The sequence below is a fragment of the Tabrizicola aquatica genome (assembly GCF_002900975.1).
GTDB lineage: Bacteria > Pseudomonadota > Alphaproteobacteria > Rhodobacterales > Rhodobacteraceae > Tabrizicola > Tabrizicola aquatica.
Genome location: NZ_PJON01000002.1, coordinates 74,985 through 94,588, shown reverse-complemented (window position 1 = coordinate 94,588; position 19,604 = coordinate 74,985). Strand labels below are relative to the sequence as shown.

Here is a 19,604-nt window from a genome sequence, read left to right as displayed (position 1 = left end):
GGGTCCGGTTCAGATCACGGCCTTTTCCAGGAACGGCCGGCCCGCGACAATGCGCTCGTACCCCACTTCCGACAGGTCCAGGCTGCGGAAGCCGCCGTAGACGATCAGTTCGGCCACACCGCGCCCGGCTGCCGGACCCTGTTGCAGGCCGTGACCCGAGAAGCCGTTGGCGTAGATGAAATTCGTCACCTCGGGGTGCGGGCCCACGATCAGGTTGTGGTCCAGCGTGTTGAAATCATAGTGCCCGGCCCATTGGTTCACGACCTTGATCGCCTCGAACCCTGCCGAGCGTTCGGCCAGCGCGGGCCAGATGATCTCCTCGAATTCCTCGTAGCGCGGTTCGAAGTCATCCCAGTCCACGGCGGGGTCCTTGACCGGGGGCGCCCCGGTCAGGAAGAAGCGCCCCTCGGGCCGGCAGAACACGCCCGAGGGGTCGATCATCAGCGGCAGGCGGCCCTGGTTCACGGTGGCGCTGCCTTCGGGTGTCCGGGCGCAGTCGAAAACGAACAGCGTCCGCTTGCGCGGCTCGACCGGCACATCAAGGCCCGCCATCCGCGCGGTCAGCGCGGCCCTCGGCCCCGAGGCGTTGACCACCGTCCCCGCCTGCACCACGGCACCCGATTGCAGCGTGACCGAGGTGATGCGACCCCCGTCGCGACCGATGGCGACGACCGTGTCCGTCACGTAGTCCGCCCCCTGCGCCCGTGCCTTGGCCTTGAAGCCGTTCATCAGGCCGGTGTTGGAGAACCAGCCCTCGCCCGATTGGCCATAGCTGGCCAGCCGCAGGTCATCGACGCGCAGATGCGGGAAGGCGCGGGCCAGGTCCTGCGGTCCCCAAAGCACCACATCGGCCCCGCAGGCGCGCTGCACAGCATGGTTTTCGCGCAGGGTCTGTTCCTGGTCGGCGGTGTTGGCCAGGAACAGATAGCCGCCGGGATGAAAGTTCAGATCGGGCGCCGGCTCGCCGGGCAGGCGCATGGTCCGCGCGAAATCCTGGATGAAGGCGCTGCCGAACTGGCTGATCTTCACGTTGATCGCGTTCGAGAACTGCATCCTGATCGACGCGGCCGACAGCGAGGTCGCGGCCCGGGCATAGGTGGGATCGCGCTCTACCACCAGGACCGAGCCGGAGAAATCCGGGTTCGCGGTCAGGAAATAGGCGACGGCCGACCCGATGACCGCCCCGCCGACGATCACCACATCATAGCTGGACTTCATGTGACCGGCTCGTCGTCGGGGTGGCCCAGGTCGATGAACCAGCCGCCCAGATGCTTGACGGCAGTGGCGTGGGGATCGGGCGGGGGCAGCCGCGCCTCGACCTCGGCCCGGAAGGCCTCGGTGCTGTCCTGCGGCACAAAGCCGATATGGGCGCCCAGGCGGTTGTCCACCATCCGGTGCCGGTTCGCCGAAGTGCCGAACAGGATCGAGAACGCCGCGCGCGGGGCGGTCAGGCTGGCCTCGACCAGGCGGATGCAATCGTCGAAGGTCAGCATCGACCACAGCATCCGCCGGTCGGTGAACTCGGGGAAGCTGGAGAAGATCCGCAGGGCGACCGTCTCGATCCCGAACTTGTCCCAGTACAGTCGGCCCAGGTCTTCGACAAAGCACTTGGACAGACCATACAGACTGTCCGGCCGGTGCGGCGCGCTGGCGTCAATCTGGTCCTCGACCGCGTGATAGCCGATGGCATGGACCGAGCTGGCATAGACCACCCGGCCGACCCCATGTTTCCGCGCGCCCTCGTAGATGTGGTAGCTGCCACGGATATTGCCGTTCAGGACGCTGTCCCACGACCCTTCCAGCGCCACGCCCCCGAAATGGACGATGGCGTCCACACCTTCGCAGGCGGCGATGGTTGCCTCCATGTCGGCAAGGTCGAACTGGCACGCCTCCTCGCCCGGCTGCAGGTCGCTGATCGCGACGCGGTCGGCAAGGCGCAGGTTGGTGCATAGCGGCCGCAGGCCCCGGCGCAGATGGGTGCCAAGCCGCCCGGCGGCCCCGGTCAGAAGAATGCGGTTGAAACGGGGTTGGGTCATCATGCGGCCTTTGCAGGAGAGAGGGCGGCCACCGCGCGGGCGATGCGGGCGATGGCCTCGGTCAGGATCGCGTCCGAAGTCGCGGTCGAGATGCGGAAGAACGGCGACAGGCCATAGGCCGCGCCGGGCACCGCAGCGACATGGGCGCTGGTCAGAAGGTAGTCGGTCACGTCCGCATCGGTGCCAAGCCTCCGGCCTTGGGGCGTGGTCCGCCCGATCAGCCCGGCGCAGCCGATATAGGCGTAGAAGGCCCCCTCGGGCGGCGACAGGGTCAGGCCAGGGATCTTCGCGACCCCGGCCACCACCAGATCGCGCCGGCGCTGGAACGCCTGGCGGAACGTGGCGATGCAGTCCTGCGGCCCGGTCAGCGCAGCCAGCGCCGCCGCCTGCATCGGTCCCGCGACCGAGGTGACCGACTGGCTTTGCACCGTGGTCATCGCCTTCAGCAGCGCCGCGGGACCGGCGGCATAGCCGACGCGCCAGCCGGTCATGGCATAGGCCTTGGCCACGCCGTTCACGATCAGCATACGATCGCGCAACTCGGGGCAGGCCTTGCCGAAGCTGACGAATTCGCGCCCGTCGAACAGGATATGCTCATAGATCTCGTCCGACAGGACCAGCACCTGCGGATGCCGTGCCAGCACCTCGCCCAGGGCGCGCAGTTCGGCCGTCGAGTACACCGCGCCCGAAGGGTTGCCCGGCATGTTCAGGAACAGCCATTTCGTGCGCGGCGTGATCGCGGGCTCCAGCACGTCGGGCGTCAGGCGGAATCCGGTGTTGGCCACGCAGACCGGCGTGACCGGCACGCCGCCCAAAAGCTTCACCATCTCGGGGTAGCTGACGAAATACGGGGCGGGCAGGATCGCCTCGTCGCCGTCGTTCAGCGTGGCCATCAGCGCGTTGAAGATGATCTGCTTGGCGCCATTGGCGACCACGATGTCGTCCGGGCCATAGTCCAGCCCGTTCTCGCGCCGGAACTTCTCGGCCACGGCCTGACGCAGGGCGGGTGTGCCGGCGGCAGGGGTATACAGCGTCTCGCCCGCCAGCGCCGCCCGATGCGCGGCTTCGGCGATATGCGGGGGCGTCGGAAAATCCGGCTCGCCGAGGCCAAGGTCGATCACATCGACGCCGGTTGCCCGCAGCGCCTTGGCCGCCATGCTGGCCGCCATCGAGGCCGATGGCCGGACCGCAGCCAGCCGGGTCGCAAGATAGCTCATGGCTTTGCCCCTGTAACATAGCCCCGGACCTGATCGGTGGCCCGCGCCTTGGGATCACGCAGCGCCGGGTCGCCGAAGCCGCCGCCGCCCGGCAGATGCAGCACCAGCCGCCGCCCGGCGGGCACATGCTGCCAGCCCTTCGGTTTCAGCACCGTGCCATCGTCCAGCGCCGCCCCGCCCGCTGCCCCCGGCGCGCCGCCGTCGCGGCCTTTTGCGGGGTGGTTGATCCGGTCGAACATGGCCGAGAAATCGAACTCGTGCCCCGGCAGCGGCTCGATCTCGATCACCTGCCCCAGACCGCCGCGATACTGGCCGTCGCCGCCGGAATCCGGCCGCAACTCCTTGCGCCAGACGACAACCGGGCCGGTCTGCTCGGTCGCCTCGATCGGCATGGTCATCACGCCCGAGGGGAAGGCCGTGGCCGACAGCCCGTCCAGCCCCGGTCGCGCGCCCATCCCGCCCGAGTTGAACATCAGGATCTCTGCCTTGCGACCCGCCGCCCCCGCGACCGGCCGCACCGACATGTGGATGTTCCACAGCGCCGCTGCACCCTCGGCCAGCACCTGCCCCGGCAGCGCCTGCGCCAAGGCGCCCAGCACCAGGTCGGGCACCAGATGGCCGATCACATGCCGCACCGAGACCGGGGCCGGGCGTTCGGCATTCAGGATGTTGACCGGCGAGGTCAGCGTGAACGCCTCCAGCGAGGCCCAGTTGTTCGGAATATCCGGCGCGATCACGCATTTCAGCGCGTATGAGGCATAGGCCTTGGTATAGATGATCGGCACGTTGATGCCGTGCCGGCTGACCCCGTCCGTGCCCGAGAAATCCACGTTCACCACGCCCTCGCCGATGCTGACCCGACAGGCCAGCTTGACCGGACTGTCGTAGCCGTCGGTCAGAAGTTCATTGGCCCAGCTGCCCTTGGGCAGGGCGGCGATCCGGTCCAGCGTCGCGGCGCGGGTGCGGCTGAAGATGAAGTCCCCCAGCGCGTCCAGGCTGTCCAGCCCGATCTCCTCCATCATCGCGATCAGGCGCTGGTGACCCACGTCGTTGCAGGCCGCCAGCGAGTAGAAGTCGCCCACCACCTGGTTCGCCTCGCGCACGTTGGCGCGCAGGATGCGGATCAGGTCGGCATTGACCCGGCCGCGTTCGGCGAACTTCATGATCGGGATCTGGATGCCTTCCTCGTAAACCGACTTGCCATCCGCCCCGAAACCACGCCCACCCACGTCGACGACATGCGCCGTGCAGGCGAAGAAGCCGACCAGCCGGTCGCCCTTGAAGCTGGGCGAGACCATCGTGATGTCATGCAGGTGGCCGGTGCCCTTCCAGGGGTCGTTGGTGACATATGTGTCGCCGGGAAACATGTTCTCGCGGCCGATTTCGGCGGCGAAATGCAGGACGGCTTCGGCCATCGTGTTCACATGGCCGGGCGTGCCGGTGACCGCCTGCGCCAGCATCCGGCCCTGGGGGTCGAAGACGCCGGCCGAAAGATCCCCCGCCTCGCGCACGCTGGTTGAAAAGGCGGTGCGCAGCAGGGTCATCGCCTGCTCTTCCACAACCGAGATCAGCCGGTTCCACATGACCTGCATGCGGATTTCGAACGTTGCATCACTCATGCCCGAACCCCTTTGCGGATCAGAAGAAGGCTGCCGTCATCCTGCATCACCACGTCGAAGGGCGAGGTGACGACGGTCGCGGTCTCGCGCTCGACCACCACCGCAGGCCCGGAGAGCCGCGCGCCGCGGGCGAGGTCGGACCGCTCGACGATGGTGCTGGGCAGGGCCTCACCCCGGGCCGGATCGAAAACGGGACGTGAGAGCGAGGCGCCCGCCTCGGTCCGGCCCAGGGTAAGCTCGACACGGTCCGGCAGCGGACGATGGTCCTGCGCCTTGACCGAAAAGGTGACGATCTCGATTTCCAGCCCGTCCAGCCCGTCGATGGCCCGACCGAAGAACCGCGCATAGTTCGCGCGAAAGCTTTCGCGCAGGGCGGCACCATCGGCGCTGGCAAAGGGCCGGTCTGGCAGCGATACTGGTATTTCCCAGCCCTGGCCGACATAGCGCATGTAGGCGGTGATCTCGCGCTGGACCGCGCCGCCGGTGCCGGCCTGGACAAATCCCTCGGCGGTGGCTTTCAACTCGGCAAGCAGCGCGTTGATCTCGCCCGGCACAAAGGCCGACAGCCGCGTGACCCGCGAGGCCAGCGCCTCGTATCCGAAGGGGGCCTTCAGAAAGCCGATCGCCGACCCAACGCCGGCCCCGGCCGGGATCAAGCAGCGGTCGATGCCAAGCTTTTCGCACAGCCGCGCGGCATGCAGAGGGGCCGCCCCCCCGAAAGCCACCATCAGGTTGTCCGAGATGTTCTTGCCGTTCTCCACCGCATGGACACGAGCGGCATTCGCCATGTTCTCGTCCACCACCTCGCAGATCCCGAAAGCGGCAGCGGTCGCGTCCAGGCCCAGCCGGTCGCCAACACCGCGCAGGATGGCGGTTTCGGCGGCGGCAGGGGACAGCCGGATCGCGCCGCCGGCAAAGTTGTCGGGGTCGATCTTGCCCAAGACCAGGTCGGCATCTGTGATCGCCGGCCGTTCCCCGCCGCGCTGATAGCAGGCTGGACCCGGCTCGGACGCCGCTGACTCTGGTCCGGTCTGGATGCGTCCCATCGCATCGACCCAGGCGATGGACCCACCGCCCGCGCCAATCTCGATCATCTCGATCACCGGGATCGAGATCGGCATGCCCGAGCCCTTGGCAAAACGGGTGCTGCGCGCGACTTCGAACGTGCGGGCGGTCTTGGGGGCGAAATCCTCGATCAGGCAGATCTTGGCCGTGGTGCCACCCATGTCATAGCTGACGACCTTCGCCAGCCCGAAGCGCCGTGCGACATCTGCGGCAAAGATCGCTCCGCCGGCCGGGCCGCTTTCGATCAGGCGCACCGGAAACTCGGCGGCGGTTTCGACGGTGATCAGCCCGCCGCCGGAATGGATCATGTAGACCGGACAGCCCGCGCCCTTTTCCTTCAGCCGCACCTGCAGGCGGCCCAGGTAATCGGCCATCTGCGGGCGGACATAGGCATTGGCGCAGACCGTGTTGAACCGCTCGAACTCGCGCATCTGCGGCGAGACTTCGGACGAGATCGAGATCGGCACCGCCACCTTCGCCGCCAGGATTTCGCGGGCACGCCGTTCATGCGCGGGGTTCATGTAGGAATGGATGAAGCCGATGGCCACCGCGCCAAACCCGCCGGCGGCGATCCGGTCGGCAAGCAGATGCAGCGCCGCCTCGTCCAGTGGGGCCAACTCTTGCCCCTGCGCGCCGATCCGGCCCGCGACGGTAAAGCGATCCTCGCGCGGGACCAGCGGCGGGGGCAGTTGCATGTTCAGGTCGTATTGGTCGAACCGGCTTTCCGTGCGCATCTCGATCACGTCACGGAAGCCTTCGGTCGTCACGAAGGCTGTCCGCGCCCCGCGCCGCTCGATCAACGCGTTGGTGGCCAGCGTCGTGCCGTGGATCAAGATCTCCAGGTCGCCATAGGCCAGCCCGGTCTCGGCCAGAACGACGTCGATCCCGTCCAGGATCGCCTGCTCGGGCGCGGCATAGCTGGTCAGGACCTTGGTCGAATACAGCCCCTGGGGTGTTTCCAGGGCGATGTCGGTGAACGTCCCACCGATATCCGCCCCCAGTCGGATCTGCGCGGTCATGTCCGGTCCTTTGCCGCCAGCGCCGCGTCGCGCATCTGCGACAGTGTCTGGCGCGGGGTCAGCGCCTCGGGCGAGATGTCCAGGTCCAGCACCGCGCCGGTCCGCGACGCCAAAGCGCGGGCGAAGGCGGCCGGGAAATCCTCGGTCCGCTCCACCCTTTCGGCATGACAACCGTAGGACTGCGCCAGCTTGACGAAATCCGGGTTCTGCAAGGTGGTCCCCGAGACGCGGGCCGGATAGTTGCGTTCCTGATGCGCGCGGATCGTGCCATAGATGCCGTTGTTCAGGATCAGCACTATGGGCTGCGCCCCGGCCTGCATCGCGGTCCCCAACTCCTGGCAGGTCATCTGGAAATCACCGTCTCCGGCAAAGCAGATCACGGTGCGGTCAGGAAAGGCGACCTTGGCTGCGACGGCAGCCGGAAGGCCATAGCCCATCGCCCCCGACTGCGGCGCCAGCAGCCGCGCCTTGGGGCCGAACTTGAAGAACTTGTTCGGCCAGACCGTGAAGTTGCCTGCCCCGTTGGTCAGGATGGCATCCGCTGGCAGGACGTCGCGCAGATGGGCCGTGACCAGACCCATGTCGACCGGCGAGGGCTGCGGCGGCAGGTCAAAGCTTGCCTCCCACTCGGCCCGCGCCTGGGCCCGCCAGGCGGCCCAGCCGCCATGCACCGGCGTCAGGGCGGCGGCAAAGGCGTTCGGCCCCGCCTGGATGCCAAGCGCCGGCTGATAGATCTTGCCGATCTCGCGGTCCGAGGCATGGACATGGATCAGCTTTTGCACAGGTACCGGCACCGACAGCAGCGTGTAGCCGTCGGTCGTCATCTCGCCAAAGCGGATGTTGATTGCCAGGATCACGTCCGCCTCGCGGATCAGTCGCTTCACGTTGGCAGGCATCCCGACCCCCGCCTCGCCGGCATAGACAGGCGAGTGGTTGTCGAACTGATCCTGATAGCGGAAGGCCGCGACGACCGGGATGTCCGACGTCTCGGCGAAACCTTGCAGCGCCGTCTTGCCCGCAGCGGTCCAGTTGCAGCCGCCGACCAGGATCAGCGGGCGCGCCGCGCCGACCAGCATCGCCCGCGCGGCCTCCAAGGCCTCAGGCTCGGCCGCAGGTTCCCCGATGCGGGCGGGGCCGGTCAGGGGCACGGCATCCGTAAGGCTGGTCAGCATATCCTCGGGCAGGGCGATGACCACCGGGCCGGGCCGACCCGTCGTGGCCGTCACCCAGGCCCGGCCCAGGATCTCGGGAATGCGGTTGACGTCGTCAATTTCCACCGCCCATTTCGCCATCGAGCCAAAGACCGCGCGATAGTCGATCTCCTGGAACGCTTCGCGCCCCCGCATGTCGGTGCCGACCTGCCCGACAAAGCAAAGCATCGGCGCAGAATCCTGCATCGCGGTATGAATGCCGATCGAGGCATTGGTGACCCCCGGCCCTCGGGTGACGAAGCACAGGCCCGGCTGGCCCATCAGCTTGCCCCAGGCCGCCGCCATGAAGGCCGCGCCGCCCTCGTTGCGGCACAGGACGAAATCAAACTGGCCCTGCGTGTCGTGCAGCGCGTCCAGCACCGCCAGATAGCTTTCCCCCGGCACCCCGAATCCCTTGGTTGCCCCCAGGGCCACCAGACTTTCCACCAGAAGCTGCCCGCCGTTCCGCATCCCGTTCGCCCCTTGTTGTGCGCGGGCATCCTGACGGCTTCCGGAGCGGACCGAAATCAAGAATTACGGGCAATCGACAAGTTTTTCTTGCCGATACCCCTGGCGCGGGCCGCCGTGCCCCGCGCGCTTACCGCCAGGCTCCGCGTTCCGCCTTCCCCTGACGCCCGGCCCCGGCTAAGGTGTGCGCATGACCGAGCCAGCCCCCGCCTATCAGGTCCTTGCCCGCAAGTACCGCCCGCAGACCTTTGCCGACCTGATCGGGCAAGAGGCGATGGTGCGCACCTTGAAGAACGCCTTCGCGGCGGACCGGATCGCCCATGCCTTCGTGATGACCGGGGTGCGCGGGGTGGGCAAGACCACCACCGCCCGGATCATCGCCAAGGGCCTGAACTGTGTCGGACCCGACGGCACCGGCGGCCCGACCACGGAACCCTGTGGCCAGTGCGAACCCTGCCGCGCCATCGCCGAAGGCCGCCATGTCGATGTGATGGAGATGGACGCCGCCTCACGCACCGGGGTCGGCGATATCCGTGAGATCATCGACAGCGTGCATTACCGGGCCGCTTCGGCGCGGTTCAAGGTCTACATCATTGACGAAGTCCACATGCTGTCCACGGCGGCCTTCAACGCGCTGCTCAAGACACTTGAAGAACCGCCCGCCCACGTCAAATTCATCTTCGCCACCACCGAGATCCGCAAGGTTCCCGTCACCGTCCTGTCGCGCTGCCAGCGGTTCGACCTGAAACGGATCGAGCCCGAGGTGATGATGGCCCACCTTTCCAAGGTGGCCGATCTGGAAGGGGCAAAATTGGCGCAGGACGCCTTCGCCCTGATCACTCGCGCCGCCGAAGGCAGCGTCCGCGACGCGATGAGCCTGATGGACCAGGCCATCGCTCATGGCGCTGGCGAAACCACCGGCGATCAGGTCCGCGCCATGCTGGGCCTTGCCGACCGGGGCCGGACGCTGGACCTGTTTGACCAGATCATGCGGGGCGATGCCGCGACCGCGCTGTCGGAACTTTCCTCTCAATACGCCGACGGTGCCGATCCCATGGCTGTCCTGCGCGACCTGGCCGAGATCACGCACTGGATTTCGGTCATCAAGATCAACCCCTCGGCCGCCGAAGACCCCACCACGCCGCCCGACGAACAATCGCGCGGCCAGGACATGGCCAGCCGTCTGCCGATGCGGGCGCTGACGCGGATGTGGCAGATGCTGCTGAAGGCGATCGAAGAGGTTGCCCTTGCCCCGAACGCGATGATGGCCGCCGAAATGGCGGTGATCCGCCTGACCCATGTCGCCGATTTGCCCGACCCCGAGACGTTGGTGAAAAAGCTGTCCGATCAACCCCGCCCCCCCTCGGGCGGGGGCAGCGGTCTGCAAGGTGGAGCGCCCGCAGGCGGTGCCACCATACATTCGCCCCGCATGGCCCCGGTCCATTCCGCTCCGACCCGCGGCCCGACGATGACCGCCGCCGCCCCAGCCTTGGCGGAGGGCCAGCTTCAGGTCTATGCGACCTTCGACCAGGTGATCGACCTGATCCGCCAGAAGCGCGACATGCTGCTGTTGAACGAGGTTGAGACCGGCCTGCGCCTGGCCCGCTATGCCCCCGGCCGGATCGAGTTCGAACCCGCCCCCGGTGCGAAGCCGGACCTTGCGGCGCGGCTGGGACAGCGCCTGCAAGGCTGGACCGGGGCGCGCTGGGGAGTCTCGGTCGTCTCTTCCGGCGGGGCCCCGACCATCGCGGAAACCCGTGACAGCACCCTTGCGCAGGTTCGCGCCGAGGCGGCCGGCAACCCGCTGGTCCAGGCCATCCTGACCGCCTTCCCCGGCGCCAAAATCGCCGAGGTTCGCGCCCCCGAGGCCATCGCCGCCCAGGCCGCTGACGCCGCCCTTCCCCTGGCCGAGCCCGAGGTGGACGAAGACTGGGACCCGTTCGAAGCATGACGCCCCGCCGCGCCGGCCCCCAGGATGCGGCGGTGCTGGCCCGACTGAATGCGCATGTGCAGGGCTGGCACGCGGCGCATTACCCCGAAAGCTTTTACCCGGCCCCCGACCCAGCCGCGCTGACCGCGCATTTTGCGGACCGGCTGGCAGATCCCGCCGTGACCGCCTTTCTGGTCGGCGACCCGGCTGTCGGCTATGCCCTGTGCAGCCTGCAAGCCCGCGAACAGTCGCTGTTCTCGCCCGCCGTGCGCCGGCTGATGATCGAGCATGTCGCCGTCGCCCCCGAGGCGCGGCGGCAGGGCCTTGGCCGTGCCCTGCTGCGCGCGGCGCGCGGGCTGGCCCGGGACCTGCACGTGGACGAAATCCTGCTGGACACCTGGGAGGCGAACCACGCCGCGCATGACTTTTTCCGCGCCGAGGGCTTTTCCCCGCGCCGAATGCTGTTCCGCGCCACGCCCTGACCTTGCGCGAGGGCCGTCGCGCCCGTATCTCAGTCGAAACGGACGGAGAACGAGATGCTGAAGGGTTTGGGCGGGCTGGCGGGCCTGGGCGACATGGCCAAGATGATGAAGGCCGCCACCGAAATGCAATCCAAGATCACCGAGATGCAGGACGAGCTGTCCCGCATCGTGGTGCTGGGCGAGGCGGGGGCCGGGCTGGTCAAGGCCCGCGCGACGGCAAAGGGTGAGGTGACGGGCCTGGATATCGACCCGTCGATCCTGGTCGCTTCGGAGAAAGAGGTTGTGGAGGACCTGATCCTGGCCGCGATCCACGATGCCCAGGCCAAGGCCAAGGCGCGCAGCGAACAAGAGATGGCCAGGCTGGCCGAATCGATGGGCGTTCCGCCGGGCATGAAGCTGCCGATCTGACATGGCCGACGACACCGGCATCGACGCGCTGATCGAACTGATGGCCCGCCTGCCGGGCCTTGGCCCCCGATCCGCGCGGCGGGCGGTGTTGGTCCTGTTGAAGAAGCGCGCCCAGCTGATGGCTCCGCTGGCGCAGGCCTTGGCCCAGGTCGCCCTGACGGCCAAGGAATGCCGGGTTTGCGGCAATATCTCGACGTCGGACCTCTGCGGGATCTGCGCCGATCCCGCCCGCGCCATGGGCGAGATCTGCGTGGTCGAGGATGTGGCCGACCTTTGGGCGATGGAGCGCGGACAGGTCTTTCGCGGCCGCTATCACGTTCTGGGCGGAACGCTGTCCGCCCTGGACGGCGTTGGCCCGGAAGAGTTGGGGATACCCCGCCTGACCGCCCGTGTCGCCGACGAGGCGATCCGCGAGGTCATCCTGGCCCTGAACGCCACGGTCGACGGCCAGACCACCGCGCATTACATCGCCGACGCCTTGGCTGGGACCGACGCCCAGATCACCACGCTGGCGCAGGGCGTCCCGATCGGCGGCGAACTGGACTATCTGGACGACGGCACGATCGGCGCGGCGCTGCGGGCGCGGCGGCGGCTGTAAGCTTCCGGCCAAATCCGCCCGGCCCGCCCTGTCGGATTGCATTTCGCCCCCCGTGGGCATATCTGGAACACCTGACGCAAGGGGCAGGACAGGGCCGCATGAACTGGATCACCAACTACGTCCGACCGAAGATCAACTCGCTCTTCTCGCGCCGCGAGGTGCCCGAGAACCTGTGGACGAAGTGCCCCGAATGCGGGACCATGCTGTTCCACCGCGAGTTGTCGGGGAACCTGTTCGTCTGCTCCAGTTGCGATCACCACATGGCGATCACCCCGCGCGACCGCTTTGGCGCGCTGTTTGACGGCGGGATCTTCACCGAGGTGAAGGTGCCCGAACCCGTGGCCGACCCGCTGCATTTCCGCGACCAGAAGAAATATCCAGACCGGGTGAAGGCCGCGCAAAAGGCCAGCGGCGAGAAGGATGCGATGCTGGTCGCCGAGGGCGAGGTTCTGCGCACCCCCATCGTCGCCGCCGCGCAGGACTTCAGCTTCATGGCCGGGTCGATGGGCATGTATGTCGGCAACGCCATCATCGCGGCGGCCGAGCGGGCGGTGAAACTGAAGCGCCCGCTGGTGCTGTTCAGCGCCTCGGGCGGGGCGCGGATGCAGGAAGGCATGCTCTCGCTGATGCAGATGCCGCGCACCACAGTTGCGGTGCAGATGCTTAAAGAGGCGGGCCTGCCCTATATCGTGGTCCTGACCCATCCGACGACCGGCGGGGTCACGGCCAGCTATGCCATGCTGGGCGATGTGCAGATCGCCGAACCCAACGCCCAGATCGGTTTCGCCGGTGCCCGGGTGATCGAACAGACGATCCGCGAAAAGCTGCCCGAAGGGTTCCAGCGCGCCGAGTATCTGCTGGATCACGGGATGCTGGACCGGGTGGTCCACCGCAAGGCCATGAAGGACGAGCTTGTGGGCCTGATCCGCATGCTGACCGGCCAGCCCCCGGCGATCAAGGGCGACCTGCCCGCCCCGGCCGAGGCCAAGACCGAAGCGGGCGCCTGATCCATGACCCAAGGCTCGGACGTCATCCTGGAACGGATGATGACGCTGCATCCCAAGGTCATCGACCTGACCCTGGGCCGCGTCGAACGCCTGCTGGCGGCGCTTGGCAATCCCGAACGGCGGATTCCTCCGGTGATCCACATCGCCGGGACCAATGGCAAGGGCAGCACCCAGGCGATGATCCGCGCGGGGCTGGAGGCGGGGGGCGCACGCGTCCACGCCTATACCTCGCCCCATCTGGCACGGTTCCACGAACGCATCCGCCTGGCCGGAGAGCTGGTTTCCGAGGACCTGCTGACGCAGCTTCTGGACGAATGTGTCACCGCGAACGGTGGGGACGAGATCACGTTTTTCGAGATCACCACCTGCGCGGCCTTCCTGGCCTTTGCCCGCGTCCCGGCGGACTGGACGTTGCTGGAGGTGGGTCTTGGCGGCCGGCTGGATGCGACCAACATGGTCGACAAACCCCGGTTGACGATCATCACGCCGGTCAGCCTGGACCACGAGGCGTTTCTGGGCGACACGGTCGCCAAGATTGCTGGCGAAAAGGCCGGGATCATCAAGCGCGGCGTGCCCTGCATCGTCGGTCCGCAACACCCCGACGGGCTGGCGGTGATCGAAGCGAAGGCCAACGCACTGGGCGCCCCGCTTTGGGTCTATGGCCAGCACTGGAACGTCTGGGAAGAACGCGGCCGGCTGGTCTATCAGGACGAGAACGGGCTTTTGGACCTGCCCCTGCCGAACCTGCCCGGCCCGCATCAGGTGCAGAACGCCGGTGCCGCCATCGCCGCGTTGCGGCTTCTGGGCAAGGACGAGGCGGCCTGCGAGGCGGCGGTGTCCCGCGCCTATTGGCCCGCCCGGATGCAGCGCCTGCGCCAGGGTCCGCTGGTCGATCTGGCCCCGCAGGTGGAACTCTGGCTTGACGGCGGCCACAACCCCGCCGGGGGCGAGGCGGTTGCGGCGACTCTGGCCCGGATGCCCGCGCGCGAGACGCATCTGATCTGCGGGATGCTGAACACCAAGGACGTGACCGGCTACATGCGCCCCTTGGCGCCGCACGTCACCCGGCTGCATGCGGTGTCGATCCCGGGCGAGAAGAACACCCTGCCCGCCGAAGCCACCGCCGACGCCGCCCGCAGCGCGGGGCTGGATGCGGTGACCGCTGCCAGTGTCGCCGAGGCGCTTGCCACCATCGCGGCCACCACCCCCGAGGCGCGCGTTCTGATCTGCGGATCGCTTTACCTTGCCGGAACCGTCCTGCGCGAAAACGGCTGATCGCCATTCAACCGCCGCATTTCATTGGATGATCGTCGTCGTTATCTCCGGTGATCCTGCAATGCATCCTGCCCCCACATTTACCGCCCCGACCCGTCCCCGCGTTGCCATCCTGATCGACGGGGACAATTTCCCCCGGGCCGAGGTGGCCAAGGTCGAGGCTGAGGCCCGCCTCCGGGGCGAGGTGACGATCCGCCGTGTCTTTGGCGACATGGCGCTGCACAAGGACTGGGCGCAGGACATCGCCTACACGGCCACTCACAGCCCGACCTCGGCCGGGAAGAACCGGGCGGACATGATGCTTGTCGTCGCGGCGATGGACCTGGCGCATCGCGGCCTGGCGACGGCTTTCATCATCGTCTCGGATGACCGGGACTTTGCACCCCTTGTGAACCACCTGCGCGAGCAGGGGTTCTGGGTCGATTGGCTGGGAAAGCCGAAAGCCGCGACGCCGAAGCCAAATGTGGTTCCTAAACCCAAGCAACAGCGCGTGGACCCGATGGTCGATCAGGTGAAGACGATCGTTGCCGCAGCAGGGGCGGCGGGTTTTCCGATCCACTCGCTTGGGCCCGCCGGGCAGAAAACGGGTATCAAGATTTCCGAGACGCTACAGAAGACCTGGCGCGCCTGGCTTCTGGCGCATCCCGACCTCTTCGCTTGCGATCCGAAGGGCCCCCAGGCCCGGGTGCGGTTGGCGACTCAGCCCGTCACCCCATAACGCGCCATGAACATGTCCACCGCGCCATGGACGCTGCGGTGCAGGTCCTCGGGGCGAATCGTTTCGGCCATGCCGAAGATCAGCTTCTCATGGATCGCGGCCTTGCACAGCTGGGCGAACTGGTCCGCCGCAAGGTCCAGGTCGTCGATCCGCAGCGTTCCACCTTCGACATAGCAGCGCAGGTGATGCACCAGCCGGTCATGGATCAGCCCCGGCCCAAAGTCATAGAACTGTCGGCCCAGGCCGGGGAAACGTTCGCCCTCACCCACGACGATGCGGTACATCCGCTGGCCGAAATCCGACATCAGGAACTGCACGATCCGCTCTGCCGCGATCGTCAGTGCGACGCGCACCGGAACATCCCCCTCGACCGAGGCTTCGGCCTCTTCGGTCTGGCGGTGGCATTCGCAGCGCGCGACCTCAAGGAACAGCAACTGCTTGTCGGGGAAATAGGCATAGATCGTCGCCTTCGACACGCCCGCCTCGCGCGCGATGTCGTCGACCGAGGCGCGCTCGAACCCGTCGCGCAAGAAGATCTTGCGCGCCCCGTCCAGCACCTGCTCGAACTTCCGTCCGCGCCGGACCCCGTGATCTGCGATGGCGTTCATCGGCCCCCCTTCAGGGGACCATAGATCATCGGGACCGGGTGCAGCAAGCAAGGCGAAGGGCAGGGTCATTCCTGCAGCTGGCAGACCTTGTCCGTTTCCACGGCGCAGCCCTTGGTCGACGGATCAACAACGGTATCGGGGAAGCTGATCAGCGGCAGCAGCGTGGACAGCGACTGCGCGGCCACGGGGGCGGACAGGGACAGGGCGGCGGCAAGGGCCAGGATCAGGCGGGGCATCGGGATCTCCATATCTGAACTCACAAGTTCAGAAACAGTTCTGAACCGAGCAGTTCAGTTTGGCAAGTGGAAAAATGAACTGACGGGTTCAGAAAATCCCGGCTTGCACATGGCTGGCCCCGGGTTACATTAGAACCATTCCAAAGAAGGGGGCCATCGTGCTGTCTGCCCTGACATTCCGTCGCCGTTTCGCCGACCTGTCCGAACAAGAAATCCTCGCCCTGGCCATCTCCTCCGAAGAGGACGACGCCCGGATCTACCGCAGCTATGCCGAACGGCTGCGCGCAGACTATCCGGCCTCGGCCGCGGTCTATGACGGCATGGCGGTGGAAGAGGACCAGCACCGCCAGCGCCTGATCGACCTGCACCGCACCCGGTTCGGCGAGGTGATACCCCTGATCCGCCGCGAGCATGTGGCCGGCTTTTACGCCCGCCGCCCGGTCTGGCTGGCCGAAACCCTGTCGCTTGACGCGATCCGGGCCGAGGCCAAGGCGATGGAGAAGGCCGCCCAGGATTTCTACCACCGTGCCGCTGCCCGCACCCAGGATGCCGCGACCCGCAAGCTGCTGGGCGACCTCGCCGCCGCCGAAGCCGGGCACGAGGCCCACGCCCGCGACCTGGAATCCCGCCACCTGCCAGAGGACGCCCGCGCGGACGAAGACGCCAGCGCCAAGCGTCAGTTCATCCTGACCTGGGTCCAGCCGGGGCTGGCCGGGCTGATGGATGGCTCGGTCTCGACCCTGGCGCCGATCTTTGCCACCGCCTTTGCCACCCAGGATACCTGGACCACCTTCCTGGTGGGCACGGCAGCCTCGGTCGGGGCTGGCATCTCGATGGGGTTCACCGAAGCCGCACATGACGACGGGGTCCTGTCGGGGCGGGGATCGCCGTTGAAACGCGGCATTGCCTCGGGCGTGATGACCACGCTGGGCGGGATGGGCCACGCGCTCCCGTATCTGATCCCGGACTTCTGGACCGCCACCACCCTGGCCATCGCCGTGGTGTTCATCGAACTCTGGGCCATCGCCTGGATTCAGAACCGTTACATGGAGACCCCCTTCCTGCGCGCGGCCTTGCAGGTTGTGCTTGGCGGTGCTCTGGTCTTTGCCGCAGGGGTCTTGATCGGAGGCGGGTGATGTATCGCAAGGGTGAGGTCAGCTATCAGCCGCTACCGCTGCCCGACCGGGTGCAACTGGACGAGGGCGCATCGCAGGCGGCGGCCGAAAGCTTCCTTTCCTATATGAAAAAGCGCCATTCAGTGCGCGACTATTCCACCCGTCCGGTGCCCGAGGCGGTCATCGCCGCCTGCATCGCTGCGGCGGGGACCGCGCCCTCGGGGGCGAACCACCAGCCGTGGCATTTCGTGGCGATTGCCGACCCGGCGATGAAGGCCCGCATCCGCGAAGGGGCCGAGGAGGAAGAGCGCGCCTTCTATCAGGGCGGTGCCAGCGACGAATGGCTGGCGGCGCTGGAGCCGATCGGAACCGGCGTTGCCAAGCCGCATCTGACCGACGCGCCCTGGCTGATCGTGGTCTTTGCGCAGCGCTATGGGGTGACCCAGGACGGGTCGCGCTACAAGAACTATTACGTCCCGGAAAGCGTGGGGATCGCCACCGGCCTTCTGATCGCGGCTATCCACCACGCTGGCCTTGTCTGCCTGGAACACACACCGAACCCGATGAAGTTCCTCGGCCCGCTTTGCGGTCGGCCTGAGCATGAAAAGCCGGTGATGATCCTGCCGGTCGGCTATCCGGCCGAAAGCGCCACCGTGCCGGCAGTCGCCAAGCGGAAGAAACCGCTTGGCGAGATCATGTCGGTCTTTCGCCCCTAGCGCAGGGTGGCCACCCGGCGCGGGGTGACGGTCGGCTGGTCATCTACCGCAACGGCATCGACAACAGGCTCGGCCTCTGGGTCCTCCTCCGCATCCGCCTCGCGGGCCGGAGCGGCCAGCACTTCACGGGCGACTTCCGACTCCGGGTTCAGCTTCAGGGGAAGCAGCATCGGCTCTGACGCGACGGTTGTCAGCCGCTTTGGCCGTGTGACGGCCATGGAGGGGCGGGGGGTTCGGTTTTCCTTGGGGCGGGTGCTGGCGTCGTTCACCTTGATGATGGTGAAGCTGATGTTGTCCTGGTCGGGGTCGGCCAGGCGGTTCAGCTCTTCCAGCAGGCGTTCGGCGATCTCGGTCGAGCGGCTTTTGCGGTACTTGTGCAGCACCCGCTCGATCTGCGCATTGGTCAGGAACTGCAGCCCGTCCGACGAGCAGACCACGATATCCCCGGCCTTCAGCTCATAGGGTTTGGCCGGGCAGTCGATCTTGGGGATCCGCGTGCCCATCAGCACCGAGATCAGGCAGTTGCGGTCCGGGTGGTTCGCGCCGACCTCGGCCTCCATCAGGCCCGACTTCACCATGAAGTCGATCTGCGGCGCCATCGAGTGGTCCTCGTTCAGCTGCACCAGCTTGCCGCCCCGGTACAGGAACAGGGGCGAATCGCCGACCGAGATCCACCACAGCCGGTTCTCGACCAGCGCCGGCACCACCAGCGTCGCGCCCATGCCCTGCGTCTCGGGGTGGGTGCGGGTGTGCTGGCGCAGGGTCTCGTTCGCAAGGTCGGCCACGCCGCGCAGGATCTCGGGTGCGCGGGTCTCGAAGGCGTCGACATCGGCGAAGTGGAACTTCAGCTCGCTGTAGACCTCGGTCAGGACGATCTTCGACGCGACATCGCCGGCCGCATGACCGCCCATGCCGTCGGCCAGCACGACAAAGCCGGCCTCGGCGCCCACCGGGAAATCGCTGGTGATCGCGTCTTCCTGATAGTCGCGTGCGCCCTGGGAAATGCCCGAGGCGACATCATAGCGCGGCTCACGCGATCGCCACATCATGCCCGTCTCCTCCGGCCTCGTTGGCCACCCAGTTGAAGTCAGGCGTGCAGAGCACTTTCAGCAAGAGCGTCGTCTCGCCGATCTGGATCACGTCGCCGTCGCCCACCGCTTCGGTCGACAGCAGCGGCTTGCCGTTCAGCCGCACCAGGTTCGACTTGCCGCCATGGCCGATGTGAAAGCGGTGGCTGGCCGGGTCATAGGCGATCGCCGCATGGTTCTGCCGCGAGATCGCCATGTCGCCAAAGTCCAGCGCAACCGTCTGGTCAACACCGCGACCGATCTGGCTGACGCCTTGGGTCAAGGCAAAGGCCGCCCCTTTGCCGGGGCCCTCTTTCACGACCAGCCAGCCCGTCGGGAACATCACATGCCCCTGGCCCGGAGCAGCCTCGGCCACCGGCATCGACGGTTTCTCGGGCTCTTCGAACAGCGGCACGACCGAGGTCGGCTGCACGTCGAAGCCCAGGATGCGAGTCTTGGTGCGGGTCGGGCGCCGCCGTTCGGTCTCGGCCGCAGGCGGCGGGGTGGGCGCCGGCTTCTGGGCCTTCAGGTCGCTCTCTTCCAGATCCCAGATGTTGACCGAAGGGCTGGCGCCATCGGGCAGCGAGACCTTCTGCTTGACCACGCGGCTGGGGCGGGCGGCCGGAAGATCGGCCTCAGCCGAAGGGGCCGGTGCCGAAGCCGCGGGCGTCGGAGCAACTTGGGCAAGCTGTTCGCGCAGGCGTTTGACTTCCAGTTCGGCCAGCGCGGCCATCACCGGGTCGGGGCCGGGTTCGGCCACTGGCGCGGGTTTGGCAGGTTCTGCCCCCTTGCCGAAGAGTGAGCGAAGGAACTTCAAGGTGTTCTCCCCT

General features: G+C 67.3%; 19 protein-coding genes. 9 read left to right on the top strand and 10 right to left on the bottom strand.

Features of this window, described 5'->3' with window-relative positions:
* Positions 1-9: 9 nt before the first annotated feature.
* From CXR42_RS08835 to CXR42_RS08810, 6 genes are read right to left on the bottom strand one after another with little or no spacing between them, the layout of a single operon-like run.
* The gene (locus CXR42_RS08835; RefSeq protein ID WP_103257187.1) at positions 10-1,218 is read right to left on the bottom strand and encodes an NAD(P)/FAD-dependent oxidoreductase; all 1,209 of its coding nucleotides are present in this window, start codon (positions 1,216-1,218) and stop codon (positions 10-12) included.
* Positions 1,215-2,036, bottom strand: a complete 822-nt coding sequence (locus tag CXR42_RS08830) for an NAD-dependent epimerase/dehydratase family protein (protein ID WP_103257720.1) — start codon at positions 2,034-2,036, stop codon at positions 1,215-1,217. Before CXR42_RS08830 ends, CXR42_RS08835 begins: the two co-directional genes overlap by 4 nt.
* Positions 2,036-3,253 (bottom strand): pyridoxal phosphate-dependent aminotransferase, encoded by a 1,218-nt coding sequence (locus tag CXR42_RS08825; RefSeq protein WP_103257186.1) that lies wholly within the window; start codon positions 3,251-3,253, stop codon positions 2,036-2,038. Before CXR42_RS08825 ends, CXR42_RS08830 begins: the two co-directional genes overlap by 1 nt.
* Positions 3,250-4,872: a hydantoinase B/oxoprolinase family protein gene (locus CXR42_RS08820; protein WP_103257185.1), complete on the bottom strand. Its 1,623-nt coding sequence runs from the start codon at positions 4,870-4,872 to the stop codon at positions 3,250-3,252. The genes CXR42_RS08825 and CXR42_RS08820 overlap by 4 nt, the downstream gene beginning before the upstream one ends.
* Complete coding sequence (locus CXR42_RS08815) at positions 4,869-6,956, bottom strand: hydantoinase/oxoprolinase family protein (RefSeq protein WP_103257184.1); 2,088 nt, start codon at positions 6,954-6,956, stop codon at positions 4,869-4,871. The genes CXR42_RS08820 and CXR42_RS08815 overlap by 4 nt, the downstream gene beginning before the upstream one ends.
* Complete coding sequence (locus CXR42_RS08810) at positions 6,953-8,617, bottom strand: thiamine pyrophosphate-dependent enzyme (protein ID WP_103257183.1); 1,665 nt, start codon at positions 8,615-8,617, stop codon at positions 6,953-6,955. Before CXR42_RS08810 ends, CXR42_RS08815 begins: the two co-directional genes overlap by 4 nt.
* Before the next feature lie 187 nt (positions 8,618-8,804).
* Here CXR42_RS08810 and CXR42_RS08805 point away from each other — a divergent pair, with 187 nt between their 5' ends.
* From CXR42_RS08805 to CXR42_RS08775, 7 genes are all read left to right on the top strand, one after another.
* Positions 8,805-10,565, top strand: a complete 1,761-nt coding sequence (locus CXR42_RS08805) for a DNA polymerase III subunit gamma/tau (protein ID WP_103257182.1) — start codon at positions 8,805-8,807, stop codon at positions 10,563-10,565.
* A complete protein-coding gene (locus tag CXR42_RS08800) occupies positions 10,562-11,026 on the top strand; it encodes a GNAT family N-acetyltransferase (RefSeq protein WP_103257181.1) in 465 nt (154 codons plus the stop codon). The genes CXR42_RS08805 and CXR42_RS08800 overlap by 4 nt, the downstream gene beginning before the upstream one ends.
* Positions 11,027-11,080: 54 nt before the next feature.
* Positions 11,081-11,434: a YbaB/EbfC family nucleoid-associated protein gene (locus CXR42_RS08795; protein ID WP_103257180.1), complete on the top strand. Its 354-nt coding sequence runs from the start codon at positions 11,081-11,083 to the stop codon at positions 11,432-11,434.
* A gap of 1 nt (position 11,435) precedes the next feature.
* Positions 11,436-12,032, top strand: a complete 597-nt coding sequence (gene recR / locus CXR42_RS08790; protein ID WP_103257179.1) for a recombination mediator RecR — start codon at positions 11,436-11,438, stop codon at positions 12,030-12,032.
* Positions 12,033-12,130: 98 nt separating this feature from the next.
* The gene (gene accD / locus CXR42_RS08785; protein WP_103257178.1) at positions 12,131-13,039 is read left to right on the top strand and encodes an acetyl-CoA carboxylase, carboxyltransferase subunit beta; all 909 of its coding nucleotides are present in this window, start codon (positions 12,131-12,133) and stop codon (positions 13,037-13,039) included.
* Between the two features lie 3 nt (positions 13,040-13,042).
* Positions 13,043-14,314 (top strand): bifunctional folylpolyglutamate synthase/dihydrofolate synthase, encoded by a 1,272-nt coding sequence (locus CXR42_RS08780; protein WP_103257177.1) that lies wholly within the window; start codon positions 13,043-13,045, stop codon positions 14,312-14,314.
* Between the two features lie 28 nt (positions 14,315-14,342).
* Positions 14,343-15,032 (top strand): NYN domain-containing protein, encoded by a 690-nt coding sequence (locus CXR42_RS08775; protein ID WP_103257176.1) that lies wholly within the window; start codon positions 14,343-14,345, stop codon positions 15,030-15,032.
* Here the strand turns inward: CXR42_RS08775 and CXR42_RS08770 are convergent.
* A complete protein-coding gene (locus tag CXR42_RS08770) occupies positions 15,014-15,640 on the bottom strand; it encodes a TetR/AcrR family transcriptional regulator (protein ID WP_103257175.1) in 627 nt (208 codons plus the stop codon). The genes CXR42_RS08775 and CXR42_RS08770 overlap by 19 nt on opposite strands.
* Before the next feature lie 65 nt (positions 15,641-15,705).
* On the bottom strand, positions 15,706-15,876 hold the full coding sequence (locus CXR42_RS19495; protein WP_180996010.1) for a hypothetical protein: 171 nt from the start codon (positions 15,874-15,876) through the stop codon (positions 15,706-15,708).
* 158 nt (positions 15,877-16,034) lie between these two features.
* On the opposite strand from CXR42_RS19495, the gene mbfA reads away from it, so the two are divergent.
* Both mbfA and CXR42_RS08755 read left to right on the top strand, forming a co-directional pair.
* Positions 16,035-17,012 carry an iron exporter MbfA gene (mbfA, locus tag CXR42_RS08760; protein WP_103257173.1) on the top strand — a complete coding sequence of 326 codons (978 nt, stop codon included), beginning with the start codon at positions 16,035-16,037 and terminating at the stop codon, positions 17,010-17,012.
* Positions 17,012-17,707, top strand: a complete 696-nt coding sequence (locus tag CXR42_RS08755; protein ID WP_103257172.1) for a nitroreductase family protein — start codon at positions 17,012-17,014, stop codon at positions 17,705-17,707. Before mbfA ends, CXR42_RS08755 begins: the two co-directional genes overlap by 1 nt.
* Here CXR42_RS08755 and CXR42_RS08750 read toward each other — a convergent pair.
* A complete protein-coding gene (locus tag CXR42_RS08750; RefSeq protein ID WP_245875396.1) occupies positions 17,704-18,756 on the bottom strand; it encodes a PP2C family protein-serine/threonine phosphatase in 1,053 nt (350 codons plus the stop codon). The genes CXR42_RS08755 and CXR42_RS08750 overlap by 4 nt on opposite strands.
* Positions 18,737-19,591, bottom strand: coding sequence for an FHA domain-containing protein (locus CXR42_RS08745; RefSeq protein ID WP_245875395.1), 855 nt, complete (start codon positions 19,589-19,591; stop codon positions 18,737-18,739). The genes CXR42_RS08750 and CXR42_RS08745 overlap by 20 nt, the downstream gene beginning before the upstream one ends.
* Positions 19,592-19,604: the final 13 nt, after the last annotated feature.